The organism is Micrococcus sp. KRD012, from assembly GCF_017168555.1.
GTDB lineage: Bacteria > Actinomycetota > Actinomycetes > Actinomycetales > Micrococcaceae > Micrococcus > Micrococcus luteus.
Genome location: NZ_JABFBB010000018.1, coordinates 37,775 through 58,529, shown reverse-complemented (window position 1 = coordinate 58,529; position 20,755 = coordinate 37,775). Strand labels below are relative to the sequence as shown.

20 protein-coding genes are annotated in these 20,755 nt (G+C 74.8%); 8 read left to right on the top strand and 12 right to left on the bottom strand.

All coding sequences use genetic code 11. The annotated features are described in order from the left end of the window. Window positions 1–2 precede the first annotated feature (2 nt). On the top strand, window positions 3–833 hold the full coding sequence (locus J1M37_RS07710; RefSeq protein WP_206452409.1) for a VOC family protein: 831 nt from the start codon (window positions 3–5) through the stop codon (window positions 831–833). A 15-nt stretch (window positions 834–848) separates the two neighbouring features. On the opposite strand, the gene J1M37_RS07705 is transcribed toward J1M37_RS07710, so the two are convergent. The 5 genes from J1M37_RS07705 to J1M37_RS07685 form a co-directional block, all read right to left on the bottom strand. Next, window positions 849–1,826, bottom strand: a complete 978-nt coding sequence (locus tag J1M37_RS07705; protein ID WP_206452408.1) for a bile acid:sodium symporter family protein — start codon at window positions 1,824–1,826, stop codon at window positions 849–851. A gap of 118 nt (window positions 1,827–1,944) precedes the next feature. Beyond that, window positions 1,945–2,940, bottom strand: coding sequence for a hypothetical protein (locus J1M37_RS07700; RefSeq protein ID WP_049147022.1), 996 nt, complete (start codon window positions 2,938–2,940; stop codon window positions 1,945–1,947). A gap of 178 nt (window positions 2,941–3,118) precedes the next feature. Further along, the gene (locus J1M37_RS07695) at window positions 3,119–4,981 is read right to left on the bottom strand and encodes an ABC transporter ATP-binding protein (protein ID WP_049147020.1); all 1,863 of its coding nucleotides are present in this window, start codon (window positions 4,979–4,981) and stop codon (window positions 3,119–3,121) included. 58 nt (window positions 4,982–5,039) lie between these two features. Next, window positions 5,040–5,510, bottom strand: a complete 471-nt coding sequence (locus J1M37_RS07690; protein ID WP_206452407.1) for an NUDIX hydrolase — start codon at window positions 5,508–5,510, stop codon at window positions 5,040–5,042. Window positions 5,511–5,536: 26 nt separating this feature from the next. Then, the gene (locus J1M37_RS07685) at window positions 5,537–6,373 is read right to left on the bottom strand and encodes a LysE/ArgO family amino acid transporter (RefSeq protein WP_342345130.1); all 837 of its coding nucleotides are present in this window, start codon (window positions 6,371–6,373) and stop codon (window positions 5,537–5,539) included. A 69-nt stretch (window positions 6,374–6,442) separates the two neighbouring features. Between J1M37_RS07685 and J1M37_RS07680 the strand changes: the two genes are divergently transcribed. Then, window positions 6,443–7,366, top strand: a complete 924-nt coding sequence (locus tag J1M37_RS07680; protein WP_135040394.1) for an ArgP/LysG family DNA-binding transcriptional regulator — start codon at window positions 6,443–6,445, stop codon at window positions 7,364–7,366. 94 nt (window positions 7,367–7,460) lie between these two features. Here the strand turns inward: J1M37_RS07680 and J1M37_RS07675 are convergent, their stop codons facing one another. From J1M37_RS07675 to J1M37_RS07660, 4 genes are all read right to left on the bottom strand, one after another. Beyond that, entirely contained in the window at window positions 7,461–7,847 is a 387-nt protein-coding gene (locus tag J1M37_RS07675; RefSeq protein WP_036314487.1) for a WGxxGxxG family protein, read from the bottom strand. Window positions 7,848–7,987: 140 nt separating this feature from the next. Further along, complete coding sequence (locus J1M37_RS07670; protein ID WP_342345129.1) at window positions 7,988–9,565, bottom strand: HAMP domain-containing sensor histidine kinase; 1,578 nt, start codon at window positions 9,563–9,565, stop codon at window positions 7,988–7,990. Between the two features lie 94 nt (window positions 9,566–9,659). Continuing rightward, window positions 9,660–10,388, bottom strand: a complete 729-nt coding sequence (locus J1M37_RS07665; protein WP_029248286.1) for a response regulator transcription factor — start codon at window positions 10,386–10,388, stop codon at window positions 9,660–9,662. A gap of 334 nt (window positions 10,389–10,722) precedes the next feature. Beyond that, window positions 10,723–11,466: a ubiquinone/menaquinone biosynthesis methyltransferase gene (locus tag J1M37_RS07660; RefSeq protein WP_070709041.1), complete on the bottom strand. Its 744-nt coding sequence runs from the start codon at window positions 11,464–11,466 to the stop codon at window positions 10,723–10,725. Between the two features lie 202 nt (window positions 11,467–11,668). Between J1M37_RS07660 and J1M37_RS07655 the strand changes: the two genes are divergently transcribed. The 6 genes from J1M37_RS07655 (at window position 11,669) to J1M37_RS07630 (ending at window position 17,562) form a co-directional block, all read left to right on the top strand. Beyond that, window positions 11,669–12,745, top strand: coding sequence for an iron-siderophore ABC transporter substrate-binding protein (locus tag J1M37_RS07655; protein ID WP_115165666.1), 1,077 nt, complete (start codon window positions 11,669–11,671; stop codon window positions 12,743–12,745). A 9-nt stretch (window positions 12,746–12,754) separates the two neighbouring features. Beyond that, window positions 12,755–13,813, top strand: a complete 1,059-nt coding sequence (locus J1M37_RS07650; protein WP_141843831.1) for a FecCD family ABC transporter permease — start codon at window positions 12,755–12,757, stop codon at window positions 13,811–13,813. Continuing rightward, window positions 13,810–14,880 carry a FecCD family ABC transporter permease gene (locus J1M37_RS07645; RefSeq protein ID WP_098094058.1) on the top strand — a complete coding sequence of 357 codons (1,071 nt, stop codon included), beginning with the start codon at window positions 13,810–13,812 and terminating at the stop codon, window positions 14,878–14,880. The genes J1M37_RS07650 and J1M37_RS07645 overlap by 4 nt, the downstream gene beginning before the upstream one ends. Further along, a complete protein-coding gene (locus J1M37_RS07640) occupies window positions 14,877–15,746 on the top strand; it encodes an ABC transporter ATP-binding protein (protein WP_206452404.1) in 870 nt (289 codons plus the stop codon). The genes J1M37_RS07645 and J1M37_RS07640 overlap by 4 nt, the downstream gene beginning before the upstream one ends. Continuing rightward, window positions 15,743–16,798, top strand: coding sequence for a siderophore-interacting protein (locus J1M37_RS07635; protein WP_002855412.1), 1,056 nt, complete (start codon window positions 15,743–15,745; stop codon window positions 16,796–16,798). Before J1M37_RS07640 ends, J1M37_RS07635 begins: the two co-directional genes overlap by 4 nt. Window positions 16,799–16,896: 98 nt before the next feature. Continuing rightward, on the top strand, window positions 16,897–17,562 hold the full coding sequence (locus J1M37_RS07630; protein WP_206452403.1) for an SDR family oxidoreductase: 666 nt from the start codon (window positions 16,897–16,899) through the stop codon (window positions 17,560–17,562). 123 nt (window positions 17,563–17,685) lie between these two features. Here the strand turns inward: J1M37_RS07630 and J1M37_RS07625 are convergent, their stop codons facing one another. The 3 genes from J1M37_RS07625 to J1M37_RS07615 form a co-directional block, all read right to left on the bottom strand. Then, a complete protein-coding gene (locus tag J1M37_RS07625) occupies window positions 17,686–18,474 on the bottom strand; it encodes a Pr6Pr family membrane protein (protein ID WP_206452402.1) in 789 nt (262 codons plus the stop codon). 125 nt (window positions 18,475–18,599) lie between these two features. Beyond that, complete coding sequence (glsA, locus tag J1M37_RS07620) at window positions 18,600–19,970, bottom strand: glutaminase A (protein ID WP_206452401.1); 1,371 nt, start codon at window positions 19,968–19,970, stop codon at window positions 18,600–18,602. A 1-nt stretch (window position 19,971) separates the two neighbouring features. Then, window positions 19,972–20,634, bottom strand: coding sequence for a GNAT family N-acetyltransferase (locus J1M37_RS07615; RefSeq protein ID WP_192593815.1), 663 nt, complete (start codon window positions 20,632–20,634; stop codon window positions 19,972–19,974). Window positions 20,635–20,755: the final 121 nt, after the last annotated feature.

The following is a 20,755-nucleotide window of genomic DNA, read 5'->3' as shown; positions in this document are numbered from 1 at the left end:
AGATTTGTATAAGAGACAGCGCCTGGATCGACTACACCGCCCCCGACTTCGCCCGCCAGCAGGCCTTCTACGAGGCCCTCTTCGGCTGGTCCTTCACCGACTCCGGCGAGGAGTTCGGCCACTACCGCATGATCACCAAGGACGGCGCCTCCGTGGGCGGCGCCATGGACGCCGACCAGCTCTCGCAGATGACCGGCGAGGACGCCCCGCCCGCCGCGTGGACCGTGTACCTGCGCACACAGGACATGGACGCCACCCTCACCGCCGTGCGGGAGAACGGCGGCGCCGTGCTCGTGGACGCCATGCCCGTCGGCGACCTCGGTGTGATGGCCATGGCCGAGGGCCCGGGCCACGAGGTGGTGGGCTTCTGGCAGTCCGGCACCTTGGCCGGCCATGACCTGCCGCTCACCCCCGGCACCTCCGTGTGGTTCGAGCTCATGACGACCCGCTTCGACGAGTCCGCCGAGTTCTACCGCGCCGTGGCCGGCTGGCAGCCCACCCCGCTGGGGGACGACGGCGCCCCGGAGGACACGCAGACCGCGGCCGACGCCGAGGACGCGGCCCACGACGGCCCCCGCTACGCGACGAACCACCCGTTCGACCGCGCGACCGCGGGCCTGTGCGACGCGCGGGCCTGGCTGCCGCCGAACGCGGTGGGGTACTGGCGCATGTACATCGCCGTCGCGGACACGGACCGCGCGCTCGAGGTGATCCGCGAGCACGGCGGCACGGTCCTGGACGGCCCCCAGGACTCCCCGTTCGGCCGCGTCACCACCGTGCAGGACCCCGCCGGGGCCACGTTCCAAATCAACGAGCCGCCCGCGCAGGGCTGACCTGCGCCGCGGCCCTCACTCCTGCGCGGCGCGCCGGCCGTCGGAACGGCGGTAGGCCATCGCGAGCACGGCCCCGGAGAGGTTATGCCAGATCGAGAACACGGCGCCCGGCAGGGCCGCCGCCGGCGAGATGTACTGCGCGGCGAGGCCCGCGGCCAGGCCCGAGTTCTGCATGCCGACCTCGATCGAGACCGTGCGCGCCACGGGCGTGGGCAGCCGGAACAGCTTCGCCGCGCCGTAGCCGAGCAGGTAGCCGAGCCCGTTGTGCAGCACCACCGCTGCGAACGCCAGCAGGCCCGCCGACAGCACGCGGGAGGCGCTGTTGCCGACGACGGCGGCCACCACCAGCGCGATGAACACCACCGAGACCCACGGCAGGGCGGGCAGCACGCGGTCGACGACGCGGCGCAGCAGCAGGCGCACGACGAGTCCGCCCAGGACCGGCAGGAGCACGATGTTCACGATGGACTTCGCCATGGCGCCGCCGTCGACGGCCATGTACTGGCCGGCCAGCCACAGGGTGAGCAGCGGCGTGAGCAGCGGGGCCAGGAGCGTGGACACGGAGGTCATGGCCACGGAGAGGGCGGTGTCGGCGCGGGCGAGGTAGCTGACCACGTTCGAGGACGTGCCGCCCGGGGCCGAGCCCACGAGGATCACGCCCGCCGCGAGCTCGGGCGGCAGCTGGAGCACGACGGCGACGCCGAGCCCCAGCAGCGGCATGATCGCGTACTGCGCCACCACGCCCAGCAGCACGGGCAGCGGCCGGCGGGCGACGAGGCCGAAGTCCGGAAGGGTCAGCGTCAGGCCCATGCCGAACATGATGATCCCGAGGAACAGGTTGACCTGGGGCAGCAGCGTCTTCGCGGCGGTCGGGGCGAGGAAGCCCACGAGCGCGGCGGCGAGCACCAGCAGCGGGAAGACGGTGACGGCGATGCGCGCGGAGCGGTCTTCCGCGCGGCGGGCGTCGGTGGGGGCGTGATCCGGTGCGGTCATCCCGTCATGGTAAGAGCGCGACCGCGGTGCGTCGTCGCGTGACGCGGCGCCGTCGTCGGCCTTCCGGAATCTTCTGCGCCCCTGACCCTTCTGGACGTCCGCTCCCGCCCCAGAAGGGTCAGTTCCGCAGACGATCCTCCGCGCCACCGGCGTCGAGACCGCCACGCTCCGCGATCGCGGCCCGCACCAGCGCCGCCGTCTCGACGAATCCCCGCCACCGGTCCGTCCCCGCCACCCGGATGTTGAGCCAGCCCTGACGCAGGAACACCGCGTCCCGGCGGGTGTCCTTGCCGACCTGCGCGGCGCCGTCGTGGGTCTTGCCCTCGTAGTGGATCGCGATCCGCCACCGCCGGTAGCCGAGGTCCGCGCTGGCGGGGTGCCACAGCGAGTAGTCCGGGTCCCAGAGCTCGATCTGCAGGTCCGGCTCGGGCAGCCCCGCGGCCATCAGCGCCAGGCGCAGTTCGGTCTCGGCCGGGGAGTCGGAACCGGTGCGCACGAGCGCGAGCGCCTCCCGCGCCCGCACGATCCCGGCCTCGCCGGTGTGCCGCTCGAGCGCGGCGCCGAGCTCCCGGCGGGTGGCCAGCGCGACCTTCCCCCGCCGTTCGTCCTCCCGTGCCAGCCGATCTCCGACCGCCACGAGCGCGTCTCGGTCCAGGACGGTGGCCAGGTGGAACCAGGTGTCGGCGTGCGAGGTCCATCGCAGCCCGTGCAGCCGGTCCCTCCGCACGAGGACGCGGTCCAGGTCCACGAGCCGGGTGCGCACGCCGGGCTCCCGTAGCACCCGGCGGGTGCGGGACCGCAGGACGGTAGGACGCACCCGGGCCTTCACGTCGTCCGGGAGGGGCCAGCCCAGCAACCGGGCCACGGACTCTCCGGTCACCACGACGTCGGGACGCATCGCCGCCAGGTCCTGCAGCCGGGACAGCTCGGTGGCGAGGGGACGCGCGGGCGGCGTCGCCCCGGTGACGGGGCCGATCCAGCGGTAGTGGCCGTGCGCGACGCGTTCGACGTCCCGGCTGCGCAGCCGCGACCCGGACACCCCGGCGGCCAGCGCCTGCGCCCGCGTGAACGGGGCGTCCTGGAGGTGGGCGGGGAAGGGTCCGGGCACGCGCATGGCCCCGATCCTGCTCGCTCCCGACGTCGGCGGGCCCGGTTGTCCACAGGCCCTGCGGAGGCGTCGGGCCGACGTCGTCGTGGACGTCCTGCCGCGCGCTGGGAATCCGTTGCACATCTGACCCTTCTGGGCCGCCGCGCAGCGCTCGGAAGGGTCGGATCCGCAGAAGATTCCGGGATCACCCGCTCAGCCCGTACTCCTTCAGCATCTTCCGGGCCTCCTGGGTGCCGGCCCTCTGCAGCTCGAGCAGCTGCGCGTAGATCCCGCCGGACGCGGCCAGCTCGGCCGGGGTCCCGATCTCCTGCACCTGCCCGCCGCGCAGCGTGACGATCCGGTCCACGGACGCGATCGTGCTCAGCCGGTGCGCCACGATCAGGCTCGACCGCCCCACCATCAGGTCCTCGAGGGCCGCCTGCACGAGCCGTTCTGACTTCGTGTCCAGTGCGGAGGTGGCCTCGTCCAGCACAAGGATCGGCGCGTCCTTCAGCACGGCCCGCGCCACCGCGATCCGCTGCTTCTGCCCGCCGGACAGCCGCAGCCCGCGCTCGCCGATCACCTGTTCGTAGCCGTCGTCGAACGCCGCCACGAACCGGTGCGCGTACGCGGCCTGCGCGGCGGCCCGGACGCGTTCGTCGGAGGCGTCGGCGTCCGCGTAGGCGATGTTCTCGCGCACCGTCCCGGAGAACAGGCTCGGCTCCTGGAACACGGTGGCGATCCGCCCGCGCAGCGCGGCCAGGTCCAGCCCGGCGACGTCCTGTCCGAACACCTCGATGCGTCCGCTCGTCACCGGGTACAGGCCCAGCAGCAGGTGCGCGATGGTCGACTTCCCGCCGCCCGACTCGCCCACGAGCGCCACCCTGGCACCCTGCGGGATGTCGAAGGACACGCGGTCCAGCACGGGGCGGGAGGCGTCGGCGTCGTAGGCGAAGGAGACCTCGTCGAAGCGCACGGCCGGCACGTCCGCGGGGACGTCCGGCGCACCCGGCACGACGTCGGCCCGCGGCTCCGCCGGCGCGCGCGGTGCGTCCGCGCCCGCCACCGCGAGCTCCGCCCCGCCGGCCCGCTCGCGCTCCTCGGCGAGCACCTCGAAGTAGTCCTTCGACCCGGCGACGGCGCGCTGGGCGGAGTCCACGAGGAAGCTCATGGAGAAGATCGGCTGCCGGGCCATGTTCATCAGCTGCAGGAGGATCACCATGTCGCCCACGGAGAACAGGCCCTGCGCGGTGCGGACGAACACGATCAGGTACATCGCGCCGAAGGCCACGTTCAGGGCGAGCCGGCGCCCGGCGTCCATGCCGTGCCAGAACCGGGACTGCTGCCGGGTGATCCCCACGGTCCGCATGAACCGGTCGCGGAACCCGGTGAGCTCGTGGTCCTGCCGGTTGTAGGCCCGCACCACGGACATCTGGGAGACCACCTCGGCGAACCGCCCCGAGGCGATGTCCACCTCCGTGTTCTTCTCCCCCTCCCACACCTGCCACTTCGCGGAGGTCCGCGCGGTGAGCCACATGTACACAGGGAAGACGACGGCCAGCAGGATCGCCAGCGGCCACCAGTAGAACGCGGTGATCACGAGCACCGCGGCGGTGGTGATGAGCATGGTGAACGCGTTGTTCGCGAAGAACTGCAGGAACTGGGTGAGCTCGTTGATGGTGCGGTTCAACCGGTTGACGACCCGCCCGGTGATCGCGGTGTCGAAGTACCGCTGGGGCAGGTGCAGCAGCTGCTCGAAGTACCGCGTGGAGAGGATGGTGCGCATGCGTGCGGCCATCAAGTCGCCCCAGTAGCCACCGACGCTCACCACCAGGGTGGTCGCCACCTCGACGGCGAGGAACGCGACCGCCAGCCAGGTCACCGCGGTGACGGCCTCGGCCACACCGGTCTCCCCCGCGACGGCGGCGACGATCCGGTCCGTGGCCGCACCGATCAGGAACGGGGTGGCCAGGGCCAGCACCGCGGCCAGCACGGAGCTGACGGCGATGCCGAGGTAGAGGCGGTGGAGCTGGGGCGCGAAGCGCAGGATGCGGAGCAGCGACGTCACCGGGCCAGGCTAGTGGCCGGGGCGGACGTCAGCGCGGGCCGGTCGGCCCGCGCTGACGTCAGAACGGGGGCGTGGCGGCGACGGCGGCCAGCACCGGGTGCAGCAGCGGGGCCACGCCGTGCCCGCCCGGTGCGGCCGGGGCGGCGGGGTCCATCCAGTGCAGCTCGACGATCTCGTCCGTCGGCTCGGGGACCTCGTGCCGGGCGACGGGTCGCCACAGCGCGAACACCTCCGAGTGCAGGGCGGCGCCGGGCTCGTTGGCGGCGGCCGTGTCCCACGCGCCCAGGCGGGTCAGCTCGTCCGGGCGCAGGCGCAGCCCGGTCTCCTCGGCCACCTCGCGCACCGCGGTGTCCACGGGGGCCTCGCCGGGCAGGTGCTTGCCGCCGGGGAACATGAACATGGCGGTGCCGGCCTTGCGGACGGTCAGCACGCGGCGGTCCGGGCGGGCCAGCACGACGGCGGCGACGCGGATGACCTCACCGGCCGCATCGGCCGGGATGGGGGCGGAGTCGGAGGGGGAAGGACTCATGCCCCCATCATCCCCCCCCGGGCGGCTCAGAGGAGCGTGAGCCCCACCTTCACGGCGATTCCCAGCATGAGCACGCCCACCACGGCGTCCACGACCCGCCACGTCCGCGCCGAGTCCATGGACGGGGCGAGCTTCGTGCCGCCCCAGCCGAGCGCGGTGAACCACACGAGCGAGGCCGCCACCGCGCCGCCCACGTACGCCCACTTCGCCGCCCCGAACGTCTGCGCGAAGGTGCCCATCATCACCACGGTGTCGAGGATGGCGTGCGGGTTCACCAGGGAGACGGACAGCGCCAGCAGGATGATCCGCGGCAGCGGCGTCTGCGGGCGGTCCAGCGCCACGCGGCGCGGCTGCACGCGCTGCCGCACCGTCACCGACCCGCCGCCTGAGGGGGCGCCGAAGCCGGGCGCGCCGTCGTCGTGCTGCCCGACGCCGGCCCTGGCCGGCTCGCGGTCGCGCTCGGCCAGGCGGCCGGTCGCCGGGTCGATCAGCGGCAGCTCACCGGTGAGGACCGCGAGGTCGATGCGGTCGGGGCCGTGCCCGCTCCCCGCGGCGTCCACGGCCGCGGTGGTGAGGGTCCGGTCCCCGCGCCAGGCGGAGCGCAGCGCACCCGCGGCGAACCCGAGGAGGTAGACCACGCCGGCCACGGTCAACGCGGGCACGAGCCACGGCCAGCGCTCGGCCACCACGCCCACGCCGCCGGCGCCGAGCACGAGCAGCGCCACATCGGCCACGAAGCACACGGTCAGGACGGTCCACACGCGGTCGCGTCGGACGATCTGGCGCAGCAGGAACAGGGTCTGCGCGCCGATGGCGACGATGAGGGCGAGGTAGGTCAGGAATCCGGTGGCGAAGATGGTCACCGAGCGAGGATAGGAGTCGTCCCACGTCCGTGCCATCGCGATCTTCTTCAGGATCTGAAGACATCCTTCATGGCGACCCCTACCCTGGACCGCATGAACTCCGACCACCTGCGCGCCCTCGTCGCGGCCGTCGACCACGGCACCTTCGACGCCGCCGCGGACTCCCTGCGGATCTCCGGCTCGGCCTTCTCGCAGCGGATCAAGGCCCTGGAGCGGCAGGTGGGCCAGGTGCTCCTGGCCCGCACCGTCCCCGTCCGGCCGACCGCGGCCGGCGAGCGCATGCTCCGTCTCGCCCGGCAGACCCTCGCGCTCGAGGACGAGACGCTCGCCGCGCTCGGACGCGGTGACGGCGGCCGCGTGCCGCTGCGCGTGGCCCTCAACGCGGATTCCCTCGACACGTGGTGGGAGCCCGTGCTGCGCGAGGCGGCGACGTGGGACGACGTCGTCCTGCAGATGCAGTCCGAGGACCAGGAGCACACCGCCGTCCTGCTGCGGGACGGCGCGGTCGTGGCCGCCGTGACGGACGACCCCACGCCCGTGGCCGGGTGCACGTCCACCCCGCTGGGCACGATGCGCTATCACGCGGTGTGCGCGTCCTTCCTGCTGGAGCTGCACCGCGACGCGCGGGGCCGGGTCGACTTCGGCACGCTGCCGATCGTGGACTACGGCCCCCGCGACGGCCTGCAGCACACGGTGCTGCGCCGCGTCACCCGCGGCCGGCCCGTGGCCGACCCGCCGACCCACCTGGTGCCGTCCGTGCACGCGTATCTGCGGGCAGTGGAGCTCGGGCTGGGGTGGGGCATGCTCCCCTCGGTGCAGATCCCGCCGGGCGTGCTCGAGGGCCGGCACCCCGATCTCGAGCCGATCCCGGCCCTCGGCGCGGCCGACGTGCACCTGCACTGGCAGCGCTGGACGGCCGGGACCGCGGCCCTGGACCGCCTCACGGACGCGGTGCTGCGCGCCGCGCCCTCGGCGGGGGACACCGCGGACTGACGGGCGCATTCGAGACCCGCCCCGGACGCGCCGCGACCCCCGCCGGAGGGGCGGGGGTCGCGGTCACGGGCCGCTCGGGGCGGCCGGGGTCGGGTCAGCGGGCGTCGCCGGTGCCCGGGCGGCGGGTGTCCGCGCCCTCGGCGCGCACGTCGCCGGCGCGGTCGTCCACGCGGTGCACGTCATGGTCGCGGTGCGCGCCGCCCACGTGGTGGTCGCGGCGCACGGGCTCGGCGTGCACCTCACGCTTGCGGCGGCCGGCCAGGCCCGCCAGGCCCAGCAGGCCGGCCAGGCCCCACAGGCCCCAGTTGCCGTTGTCGTCCTTCTCCTCCTCCTGGGGGGCGGGCGACTCGGAGGCCGGTGCCGTCGTGGCGGCCTCGGTGGCCGGGGCCGTGGTCTGCGCGACGGCGGCGGGGGCACCGAGGCCGGTGACGACGGCGGCGGCGAGGGTCAGGGCAGTGGCGGTTCGGCGGATGTCAGTCATGTTCGTGCTCCTCTCACCGGCGGCCTTCGCCGACCGGCGTCGGGGTGGATCGGCCGGAAGTCCCGGACGACCCTTTCGGTCATACACAGGCACCGTACGTACAGGGGGGTGGGGGTACGTCAACGGTTGCCGTCCCGGGGTCAGGGCCGGCCGGCCCGGGCGGAGCCGAAGCAGGAGCCCGCAGCCCCCGGCCCGGCGCGCCCCGGGGTGCAGGGCACGACGACGTCGAAGCGCGTCCACCCGTCCTCGGACGCCACGGTCACGTCCCCGCCGTGGCTGCGCGCGATCGAGCGCACGATGGCCAGCCCCAGACCTGTGGACGGCTCCGTGCCCGGGGCGCTCGACCGGCCCTTCCCGGGGGCGCGGACGAAGCGGTGGAAGAGGGTGGCGTGTCGGTCGGCCGGGATGCCGCCGCCGTCGTCGTGGACGCTGACGAGCATGAGGCCGGGCCGGGGCCGGTCCTCCCGCACGGAGGCCGTGACGGTGGTCCCGACGGGGGTGTGCTTGGCCGCGTTGGAGAGCAGGTTGCCGACCACGCGGGCCAGCTGCGACCGGTCGCCGGTGACGGACCGCTGGGTGCCCGGCTCCGCCCCCTCGGGCAGGTCCACCACCCATGTGTGGTCCGGCCACGCCGCGCGGGCGTCCATCACCCCCTCGAGGACCACCTCGGACAGATCCACCCGTTCGGCCAGCGCCACCTCCTCGGAGGGCTCCAGGCCCATGGCCCGGCCGCGCGAGACGGACTCGAGCCGTTCGAGCAGGAGCATGTCGTCCACGAGGGCGGCCATCCGGTCGGCCTGGAACAGCACCCGGTCGAGCGACCGCCGGCCGGTCGCGGAGAGCTCCTCCGTCATCGCGATCATCTCGGCGTAGCCGCGCACCGAGGCGAGCGGCGTGCGCAGCTCGTGGGAGGCGTCCGCCATGAACCGGCGCATCTGCTGCTCCTGCACGCGGCGCTGCTCCAGGGCCGCCTCGACCGAGCCGGTGAACCGGTCGAGCGCCTGGGCGACGACGGCCACCTCGTCCGGACCCTGCAGGAGCCGAGGCGGCATGCGTGAGTCCTCCGGGTCGAGCCCGGCGCGGGCCATGTCCACCTGGGCGACCCGCTCGGCGACGGCGGCGACCTCGCTGAGCGGGGCCAGGCCCCGACGCAGCCACAGGTTCACCAGGATCGCGGTGGTGAGGACGGTGACGGACAGTCCGACGGCGACCGCGACCAGCGCCTGGCGCGCGACGTCGGACATGGCGCCGGTCGGCGCCCCCACCACGAGCACCTGGTCCGCGGCCACCCAGGGGCCCGGCGCGGTCAGGGTCTGGGCCTGGACGCGATAGGAGACGTCGCCGACGACGGCGTCCAGCATCGGCCCGTCCGGCCGGTCCCGGACGGCGTGCAGGAGGTCGTGGGCCTCCCGCGCCGTGAGCGGTACGGACTGCCCGGTGTCACCGACCCGGTGCCCGGTGAGGGCGTCCTGCTGATGCGCCTCCAGACCGGAGAGCGGGACGAGCGCGACCACCGTGCCCTCGGGCTGGCCGAGGGTGCCCGGCGCGCGCAGGTACCCCTCCCCGGGGCGGGCGTCGCCCCCTCCGCCCGGCGAGGGGGCCGTCAGCTGCTCCGAGGCGCGGATCCACGCTTCGGAGGCATCCCGAGAGGCGGATTCGGTCAGCAGGGCCTTCGTGATGCCGGTCGCGAAGAACGAGTAGGCCAGGATGGTGGCCACCAGGATCAGAAGGACGCCGGCGCCGATGCGGCGGGCCAGCGACGTGGGCCGCCTGCGGCGGGTGCTGCCGTGCCCCGAAGGGACCGCGGCGGTCTCAGGCAGGCCGGATGACATACCCGGCGCCGCGGATGGTGTGGATCATCGGATCCCGATCCGCGTCGATCTTCTTCCGCAGGTAGGAGATGTACAGCTCGACGATGTTCGCGCGGCCGCCGAAGTCGTAGCCCCAGACGTCCTGCAGGATGCGCTCCTTGGAGAGCACCGTGCGGACGTTGGCCATGAGGAACTTCAGCAGGTTGTACTGCGTGGCGGTCAGTTCGATCTCGTCGCCGCCGCGGGTCACCTCGTGGGTGCGGGTGTTCATCACCAGGTCGCCGACCACGAGCACCTCGGAGCCGCCCGAGACCACGCCGGAGCGCTGCACGAGCCGGTGGGCGCGGATCAGCACCTCCTCCATGGAGAAGGGCTTGGTCACGTAGTCGTCGCCGCCGGCGGCCAGGCCCGCCACGCGGTCCTCCGTCGCGTCCTTGGCGGTGAGGAACATGGCGGGCATCTCCGACCAGTGGGCGCGCAGGCGCTCCAGGACGTCCAGGCCGTCCATGTCCGGCAGCATGACGTCCAGGATCGCCAGGTCCGGCCGGCCGGCGGTGCCCAGCTCGACGGCGGTCGCGCCGTCGTGGGCCACGATCACCTCCCAGCCGCAGAGGGTGAAGCCCATGGAGAGCAGGTCAGCGATCATCGGCTCGTCGTCCACGACCAGCACCCGCACCGGCGCGCCGTCCGGGTGCGAGAGCTCGGGCAGGACCTTCTTCAGCTCCGCCATGGATGACGGGCCGGTGGTGCTCTGGATGGGGCTCACAAGGTTCCTCTACGTTCAAGAGACGGTTCACGGTGCCCACGCGGACGTCGCGGGCTGCGGGGGACGAGCGCCTCGCGACGGAGGGGCGACGCCGTTCCGGGGGATGGCGGACGGGCGGCGACCGGAGGCCGGGGGGTGCGCGGATCCCCCCTCGACGGAGCCCCATGCTACGCGGACCAGCCGGGTCGGCCCAGAGTCTTCTCGGAACGCGGACATCAGCGTGACTCGTCACAGCCCTGACGCATCCGGCGGCGCCACCGGGGCCGCCCTGTGCTGACGCCGCGCCGCGTGGCCGGCGTCAGTCGACCGGCTTCATGGCCCAGTGCGTGGCCAGGGTGCCGAACATGTGGGTCTCGTGGCCGATGTTCACGAAGCCGGCCTCGGCGAAGAGGTCCGCGACCTCGTCCGGCGTGTGGAACGCCTTCGTCGAGGAGGACAGGTACGCGTAGGCCTCGGGCCGGTCGGCGATCAGCTTCGCGAGCTGCGGCATCACCCGGTGGATGTAGAAGGAGGAGAACGGCTTGAGCACGTTGTCCGGCGCCGGCGACGTCTCGAGGGCCGCGACCCAGCCGCCGGGGCGCAGCACGCGGAACTGCTCGGCGAGAGTCGCCGGGATGTCCGCGACGTTGCGCAGCAGGTAGCCGTGGGTCACGGCGTCGAACGAGCCGGACTCGAACGGCAGGTCTGTCGCGTCCGCGACGACCCACTCGATGCGGTCCCCGCCCGCGCGGGCACGGCCGACCTCCATCATCTCGGCGGCGATGTCCGCGCCCACCACCTGTGCGTCGGGGTGCCGCTTGAGCACCTCGAACGCGAGGTCGCCGGTGCCGGTGGCCAGGTCGAGCACGCGGGCCTGCGCGGGGATGTTGGCCCGCGCCACCGTGTGGCGCACCAGGCGCGGCTCCTGACCCCATGTCATGACGGCGTTCATCAGATCGTAGCGGCCGGCGATGGCGTCGAACATCGCGGAGACCCGGTCGTGGTGGTCGGCGGCGCCGCGCTGCGCGTCGCCGCGCGGGGCGGGGAGGGGGTTCTGGCTCACCAGGCCACCGTATCCCGCCCACCTCCCCCGACGACGCCCCTCACCGGGATTGCACAGAGGCGTTAGGTTGCCCTAACCTTCCGGAGTTACCTCACGTCAGTGTTTGTTAATGCCGGCCCGGCAGGGCCGACGCATCCTCCGACCGCAGACCCGACCCCCTCCGCCCGGCGCCCGCGCGTCGCGACCGTGAAAGGCCACCACCATGGCACCGTCCCCCCTGTCCCGCCGCTCCCTCCTCGCCGGCGGGGGAGTCGGCCTCACCCTCCTGCTCGCCGCGTGCTCCACCGGCCCGGCCGGAGGCTCGGCCTCGTCCTCGTCGGCCGGTGCGTCGTCGTCGGACGCCGCGGGCGGGGACGCCGCGTTCCCCCGCAGCATCGAGCACGTCTACGGCACCACCGAGATCCCGCAGCGCCCGACCCGCGTGGCCACCGTGTCCTGGGTGAACCAGGACGTGACCCTCGCCCTCGGGGTGGTGCCGGTGGGCATGGCCGCCGTGGAGTTCGGGGGGAACGCGGAGAAGTCCACCGACTGGTTCGACGCGAAGCTCGCCGAGACCGAGGGCGCCCAGAAGCCCGTGCAGTGGTCCGAGGCCTCCGGCATCGACGCCGAGGCGATCGCCGCCGTGAAGCCGGACGTCATCCTCGCCGTCTACTCCGGCATCACGCAGGAGGACTACGACCGCCTCTCGAAGATCGCCCCCACCGTGGCCTACCCGAAGGACGTCCCCGCCTACGGCACCTCGTGGCAGCAGTCCACGGAGGTCATCGGCCGCGTGCTCGGCAAGGAGCAGGAGGCGGAGGAGCTCATCGCGGACCTCGAGCAGCAGATCAAGGACGCGGGCGAGAAGCACGCGGACCTCCAGGGCGCGTCCTTCGTCTACGGCACCATCGACCCCGCCGCCGCGGACCAGATCAGCATCTACACGGACGTGGACAACCGCCCGAAGTTCCTCGAGCTGCTCGGCATGGAGCAGGCGCCGGTGGTGACGGAGAACTCCCCGGAGGACCAGGCGTTCTTCTTCACGTGGTCGCCCGAGCGCGCGGACGAGCTGGAGTCGGACGTGTTCGTCTCCTGGGCCGCCCAGGACTCGGTCCGCGAGGCCATCGAGTCCGACCCCCTGCTGGGCTCGATCCCGGCCGTGAAGGCCGGCGCCCTCGTCCTGCAGACGGACGAGCAGGAGGTCCTCTCCGTCTCCGCGATCTCCCCGCTGTCCATCCCGTTCGCGCTCGAGAAGGTCGTCCCGCCGATCGCCGAGGCCGCGAAGACCGCGCAGGGCTGATCCCTCCCCATGCCGTCCACGGCCCTGGCCTCCCCGGCCCGCGTCCGCGCGGGCGTGCTGATGGGCGCCCTGCCCGCGGCGCTGCTGCTGGCGGCGCTCGTGGCCGGCGTCGCCCTCGGCGCGCGCACCGTGCCGGCGACGACGGCGCTCGACACCCTGGGCGCGGTCCTCACCGGACACCCCGTGCCGGAGGGCATCGAGGCGGCGGCCGTGGCCTCCCGCGTGCCCCGCGTGGTGACGGGGGCGCTGGTGGGGGCGGCGCTGGCCGTGGCCGGCGCGGCCCTGCAGGGGGCCACCCGCAACCCGCTCGGTGACCCGGGGCTGCTCGGGCTCTCCGCCGGCGCGGGGCTGGCCGTGGCGGCGGGCATGGCGCTCGGCGTCGCCGGCTCCACGTTCGGGGTGCTGGCGCTGGCCGCCGTCGGGACGCTGGTCGCGGCGGCGCTCGGCTACGCGGTGGCGGCGGCCGCCACGCGGAGGGGCCGGACGACACCCGGCGCCCCCTCCCCCATGGCGCTCGTGCTGGCCGGCGCCGCGATCACCGCCGGCGCCACCGCCGGCACCACGGCGCTGCTCGTGCTCTCCCCCACGGTCCAGGACCGACTGCGGTTCTGGGCCGTGGGCACGGTGGCCCGCGCCGACCTCGGCGAGGCGCTCGCCCTGGCACCCGTCATCGCCGTCGGGCTGCTCGCCGCCGTCGCCGTGGCCCCCGGGCTCGACGCCCTCGCCCTCGGCGACGACCTCGCGCACGGCCTGGGCGGGCGCCCGGAGCGGGTGCGCGCGGTGCTGCTGGGCGCGGTCGTGCTGCTCACGGCCGCGGCGGTGGCGCTGGCCGGGCCGGTCGGGTTCGTGGGACTGCTCGTGCCCCACGCGCTGCGCCGTCTGCGGCCGCCGAGCACGCGGGCCCTGATGGTCGGCTGCGCCCTGTGGGGCGCCGTCCTCGTGATCCTCGCGGACCTCGCCGGGCGGCTCGTCGTGGCGCCCGGGGAGATCCACCTCGGGGTGACCACCGTCCTGCTCGGCGTGCCCGTGCTGCTGGCGCTGCTGCGCCGCCCGGGGGTGGCCGCATGAGCCTCCAGTGCACCGCCCCGGACGACGTCGTCGCCCGCCTGCGCCGCGCCGACCGGCGCCGCCTCGGAGGGGCCTGCGCGGGCCTCGCCGTGGCCGTGCTGGTCCTCGCCCTGCTGCGCGTGGTGTGGGGCACGTACCAGGTGACCGTCCCGGACCTCGTGCGGATCCTGGGCGGGGAGACGATCCCGGGAGCGAGCTTCATCGTGCTGGAGGAGAAGCTGCCCCGCGCCGTGGCCGCAGTGCTCACCGGCGCCGCCCTGGGCGCGGCCGGCGCGCTCTACCGGCGCACGCTGCGCAACCCCCTGGCCTCGCCGGACATCCTGGGCGTCACCCAGGGCGCCGCGGCGGCGGTCGTGCTGGGGATGCTGGCGACCGCCGGGCAGACCGGCGGCGCATCGGACCTGACGCGCGCCGCCACGGCACTGATCGGCGGCCTCGCGGCGGTGGCCGCCGTGTTCGCCACGGCCCGCTCGGTGGGCGGCGAACGGTTCGTGGTGGCCGGCATCGCGGTGGCGGCGGCGGGCCAGGCCGTGGTGGCCGGGGCCATGCTCTCGCTGGCCCAGCACGACCTGCAGTCGGCCACCGTCTGGATCGCCGGCTCGCTCAACGGCGTCACGTGGGGCCGCATCGCGCTGCTCGCGGGCGTGCTCGTGGTCGCCCTGCCGCTGGCGGGGGTGCTCCACGCGCGGCTGGCCCCCGCCGACGTCGGCCCGGACCTCGCGCACGCCCTCGGCGCCCGGCCGCGCCCCACCTCGGCCGCGGCGCTGGGGCTCGGCGCGGTGCTCGCTGCCGTGGCGACCGCCGTCGTCGGACCGCTGGCGTTCGTCGCGCTGCTGGCCACCCCGGTGGCGCGCGGGCTCACCCGCGGCCTGCCCTCCCTGCCCGCGGCGGCGCTCACGGGCGCCGCGCTCGTGCTGCTCGCGGACCTCGTGGCCGGCGAGGCCGTCCCCCTGCTCACCGGCGCCGCCCTGCCCACCGGTGTGCTCACCGGCGCCGCCGGCGCCCCGCTCATGCTCTGGCTGCTGCTGCGCCAGGGCCGGACCCCAGGAGGCGTGCGCCCCGCATGACCGCTCCCCCGCTCACCGTCCCGTCCCCCGCCGCACCGCGCGCCGGGGCCGCCGACGACGTCGCGATCCGCCTGCGCGGCCTGACGCTCGGCTACGGCCCGGCCTCGGCACCGCCGATCGTCGAGGACCTCGACCTGGACGTGCCCGCCGGGCGCGTCACCGCGATTATCGGCGCCAACGGCTGCGGCAAGTCCACGCTGCTGCGCGGCCTGACCCGCCAGCTCGCCCCGCGCGCCGGGAGCATCGAGGTGCTCGGTCGGGACGCCGCCCGCGTGTCCGCGCGCGACTACGCCCGCACCGTGGCGCTGCTGCCCCAGCATCCCGTGGCGCCCGAGGGCATGACGGTGGCGCAGCTCGTGGCGCGCGGCCGTCACCCGCACCGCGGGCTCCTGGGCGGCCGGGCCGCCGGCGACGACGCCGCGATCGCCTCGGCGCTCGAGCGCACCGACCTCGTGGAGCTCGCCGACCGCGAGGCCGGCACGCTCTCCGGCGGGCAGCGGCAGCGGGCGTGGCTCGCCCTCGTGCTCGCCCAGCAGACCCCGGTGGTGCTCCTCGACGAGCCCACGAGCTACCTCGACCTCAGCCATCAGGTGGAGGTGCTGGACCTGGTGCGCGCGCTCCCGGACCCGCGCGGCGGGGGCCGGGCGACCGTCGTCGCGGTGCTGCACGAGCTGAACCTGGCGGCGCGCAGCGCGGACCACATCGTGGCGATGGCCGCGGGCCGGGTGGTGGCGCAGGGCACGCCGGGCGAGGTGATCGTGCCGGAGGTGCTGGCCGAGGTGTTCGGCCTGGACGCGGACGTGGTGGCCGATCCGCTGCTGGGCCACCCCGTGGTGCTGCCGCGCGGGAACGGGGACCGCCGATGAGCGCCGACGGCATGATCGTGGCGCACACGCGCGTGGTGTCCGTGGAGCAGCCGTGCCGCGGGTTCCGGCGGATCGTGCTGGCGGGGCCGGACCTGGAGGCCGCCAGCGGGGACCTGCTGGGACTGCTGCCGCCCGGCGTCGCCGACCTGCACGCCCTGTACCGGGGCGCGCGGCCGCGCCGGGACGCCTATGTGAAGCTGCTGATCCCCCCGCCGGGCGGGACGTCGGCGGACCCGGACCTGTCCGCCGGGTTCCGCGCCGGGTTCCTGGCCATCCCCGAGGAGGAGCGCGGCTGGATGCGCACGTACACGGTGCGCTCGGCCGGGCTCGTGCGGCTCGACGGGCGGCAGGTGCCCTCGCTGACCGTGGACGTGGTGCTGCACGGCGACCCGGACGACCCCGCCGACCCGCATCAGGGGCCGGGCCTGCGCTGGGCGCGCGCCGTCCAGGCGGGGGACGCGGTGAACGTGCTGGTGCCCTCGGCGGAGGCGCCGGCGTGGTCCGGCTGGCGGCAGACGGGGGCGCACCGTGTGCTGGCCGTGGGCGACGAGACCGCCGTCCCCGCCCTGGTGTCCGTGGCGGAGGAGCTCGCGGACCCGTTCGGCGGGTTCGACGGCGAGGCGGACCTCGTGCTCGAGCTGCCCCACGACGGGCAGGCCGCCGACCTCATCGCCGAGCGCCTGGCCGTCCCCGAGCCGTGGGACTGGCGGGCCGTGACGGAGCTGGCGGACCGGGGCCGCGTGCGCCTGCACGTGGGCCGCCGGGCGCCGGGGGCGCCGTCGGGGTCCTGGGCGCACGCCCGCCTCGCCGCCCTGCTGGGCGTGGACCCCGACGACGCCGGCGGGCCGGTCGCGCCGCCCGCGGCCTCCGTCGAGCGCGAGTGGACCGTCGCCGCCCTCGAGGCCGACGAACGGCCCGAGGCCTACGTGTTCCTCGCCGGGGAGTCCGCGATGGTGCGCGCCCTGCGCCGGCTCAGCGTGGGCCCCGGCGGCGTGCCGAAGAAGCACGTCTCCTTCATGGGCTACTGGCGGGAGGGCCAGGCGGAGAGCTGAGGAGTGGGGTGGTGGAGCGCCGCTCCGCCCTCGCACCGGCGTCGGGCTCTCCCTACTGTGGGAGTTCAGCACCCGATCGAACCGAAGGAGAGATTCCCATGACCCGCACCGTGATCATCGGCGGCCACGGCAAGGTGGCCCTGCTCGCCGCACCTCTGCTGGCGGAGGCCGGCCACGACGTCGTCTCGATCATCCGCAACCCCGATCACGCCGAGGACGTCCGCGCCGCCGGCGCCGAACCGCTCGTCCTGGACATCGAGAAGGCGGACCAGGAGGAGCTGCTCCACGCGCTGCGCGACGCGGACAACGTCGTGTTCTCCGCGGGCGCGGGCGGCGGGGACGCCCAGCGCACCCGGGCCGTGGACCACGACGCCGCCGTCGCCAGCATGCGCGCCGCCGAGGCCGCGGGCGTGCGGCGCTACGTGATGGTGTCCTACCTCGGCGCGTCCCTGCACCACGACGTGCCCGAGGACGACCCCTTCTACACCTACGCGCAGGCCAAGGCCGAGGCGGACGAGGCGCTGCGGGACTCCGGGCTGGCCTGGACCATCCTCGGTCCCGGCGCCCTGACCGACGAGGAGCCGTCCGGGCGCATCACCGTGGACCCGGACCTCTCCGACTCCGATGCCCCGCAGCGTGAGGCCAGCCGCGGCAACGTCGCCCGGGCGATCGTGGCCGTGCTCAATGAGCCGGGCACGGTGGGCCGGAAGATCGACTTCGTGGACGGCGACGTGCCCGTGGCCGAGGCCGTCCGCGGCGACTGACGCGCCGCCGTCGTCGTCGGCCCCGCCCACCCGCGCTTTCGAACGTGAAAGGGGGCGAATGGGGGCTTTCGAACGTGAGATAGGCCCAATCTCACGTTCGAAAGCGCCGGGGACCGCCCTCGCTCAGGCCGGGCCGAGGCGGCGGTCCACGGTGCCGAGCACGCCCATGAGCCCGGTGAAGCCGGCCAGGATCCCGGCGAGCACGACGCCCACGCTGCGTCGGCCAAGCCGCGGCACGTCGAGGAACGGGTACGGGTACCAGTCGATGCGGGGCCCGCGCGCCATGGTCGCCGCCGCCCACATCAGCGGGATGACCGAGGCCAGCCCGGCGCGCCGCGGCGTGATCTGCCCGCGGGGGTCGAACAGCGCCCACACCGCCGGGGCGAGCACGGGGTTGACGATGTGCTGCAGCGCGTCGTTGAACCGGTAGAGGAAGGTGTCCTGTTCGCGGCCGCGCAGCACCGCGTTGTAGACGATCCCCGTGACCAGCACCGAGCCGAGGCCGGCGGTGCGCACGGCCCAGAACGCGTCCGACGTGGGCGCCTCACGACGCGCGGCCAGCGTCAGCGACGTGCCCGCGACCAGCGCGTTGGACAGCCACGTGAAGTACGCCGGCTGGTTGAGGGCGTGGGACCAGCCCGCGGGGAACCCGCCGTGATAGCCGACGCCCGGGATCACCATGGAGTCCTTGGACATCCCGATGGGGAACGAGGTCAGGCACCCGATCAGCGGCAGTGCCCCCGAGACCTGCCACGCCAGGCGGCTCCGACGGTCCACCGGCGGCACGGGACGCGGCTGCAGCCGGGACACGACGGCGTGCGCGATCCGCTCACGGACCCCCTGCGGGGCGGGGCGGGTGCGGCGGACGGAGGGCAGGCTGACGCGGAGGGTGGAAAGGGTGGAAAGGGGCATGGGGGGTCGTCCTCGAACGGCGGGGTCAAGGGATGAGACCGCCCATTCTCACATGAACAGCAGTTGAACGAAAGGGGGCGAGACGGAGAACACCGCCGCGCCCCCCTCCTGCCCGCCCCGCCGCCTCAGTGGGCGCCGGCCTCCTCCAGCGGCAGGATGCGCTCCGGATCCTCGACCTCCACGCGCACGCCGTCGGCCTGCAGCCGGCGCACGCCCTCGGCGATCAGCCGTCGGCCGACGTCGTCGATCCGGTCCACCCGCGTGAGGTTGAGCACCACGGTGCGGATGGGCCCGTCGTTCTCATCTCGGGCGGCCACGGCGGCGGCCTCGTGCACCGCCCCGCCGCCGGTCGCGGCCGAGAGCGCCGCGCTGTCCGCCGCGGCCTCCTGCCACCGCGGGTAGACGGCGGCGTCCCACCCGGTGCCGGGTTTCTCCGCCCCGGTGTCCAGGTCCGTGAGCGCGTCCAGCACCGCCTCCGCACCGCCGAACCGGATCACGCCCTGCAGATGCACGAACACGCGGTCACCCTCGCGTTTTACGAAGCGCACGGCGGTGCCGCCCAGGCTGTCCCCGTCCATGAGGTGCAGCCGGAAGTCCTCGGAGAGGCGGCGGCACGCCAGCACGCCGCGCGCCGAGTTGCCCACCTCGTCCAGGCGCGGCGAGAACACGCCGATCCCCACGCGGCCCGGCAGCGCGCCGAGCACACCGCCGGCCACCCCGGACTTGGCCGGGATCCCGACGTCGGCGAGCCACTGCCCGGCGGCGTCGTACATGCCGGAGGAGGTCATCACGGACACCACGCGCCGCGCCACGATGTACGGCAGCATCCGCTCTCCCGTCATCGGGTGGATGCCGCCGGTCGCCAGACACGCGCCCATCACAGCGAGGTCCTTGGCGGTGACGAGCACGGCGCACTGCGCCACATACCCGGCCACGATCTCCTCGGCGGAGTCCTGCAGCACCCCGTAGCTGCGGAGCATGTGCGCCAGGGAGAGGTTGCGGTCCGAGACCGCCATCTCGGACTCGTACGTCTCCCAGTCCACCGAGAGCCGACGCCCGGCGAGCAGGGACATGATCTCCACGGCCCGGTCCAGCCGCTCCTTCCGGCTCGCCTCCGGTCCCACGAGCAGCTGGTGCACCGCGAGCGCGCCGGCGTTGATCATGGCGTTGTCCGGGCGGTGCGACTCCGCCTCGAGGGAGAGCTCGTTGAAGGCCTCGCCCGAGGGGTTCAACCCCACCTGCCGGTCCACGGCGGCGAAGCCCCGGTCCACGAGCGCGGCCGCGTACGTGAACGGCTTGGACGCGGACTGGATGGTGAACTCCACGTCCGCGTCGCCCGCGCAGTGCAGCCGCCCGGTGGGGGTGGCCAGCGCGATGCCGAAGCGGTCCGGGTCCGCCTCCGCGAGCACGGGGATGTACTGGGCCGTCTCGCCCGGGTTCACGGCGCCGAGCTCGGTGACCAGGCTCGCCAGGTAGTCGGGGATCGGGTGTCTCATCTCAGGCCTCCCAGCGCAGGCAGGTCAGGGGCTCGCCCCCGGGCACGGGCACGTGGCCGGTCGCACGGAAGCCGAGCTGCTCATAGAACGGGACGGTGGCGGGCACGGACGCCTCGAGGTGCACGGGCAGACCCGACGCGCGGCGCTGGCCGTGGCGCACCAGCGCACTCGCCGCCCCGCGCCCGCGGGCGGACGGGACGGTGCCGACCTCCTCAAGGTACCAGTGCCGGCCTGCCGGGCGGGCCCGCTCGCAGGCGGCCTGGATCCGCTTCAGGGCGAGGGTGTGGCGGCCGTGGACGGCGACGGCGGTGGGCAGCCCCGCCAGCAGGCCCGGCACGTCGACCCCGCGGGGGGCGGCGGGGGAGGTCCACACGGCGGCGCCGAGCAGCGTGCCGTCGGCCGCGTCCACGGCGACGTCCACGGCGCCCAGCGGGGCGCCGTCGGCCCCCGCGCGCAGCCCCTGGCGCACGGCGGCGGTGAACTTGCGCTCGAGGCGGGGCCCGCGCCGGTCCTCGGGCACGAGCCCGAGCGTGTACGGGTCCGTGGCGAAGGCCTCGGCGAGGACGGCGCCCACGCGGCGGGCGGTGTCCTCACGGGCTCCATCCGGGCGCAGGGTGAGCACGTGGACGCGGGGGCGCGGCGCAGCGGGGTCCGGGGAGGTCATGGCCGCCAGTCTAGGGACGGGGCCGGGCGCGTCATCGGACCGGCCGACGAGCGTTCCGTCCCGTGTGATCGGCGACACTGGTGGGCATGGACTTCTCCGCACCGCTCGCCCCGGCCGCACC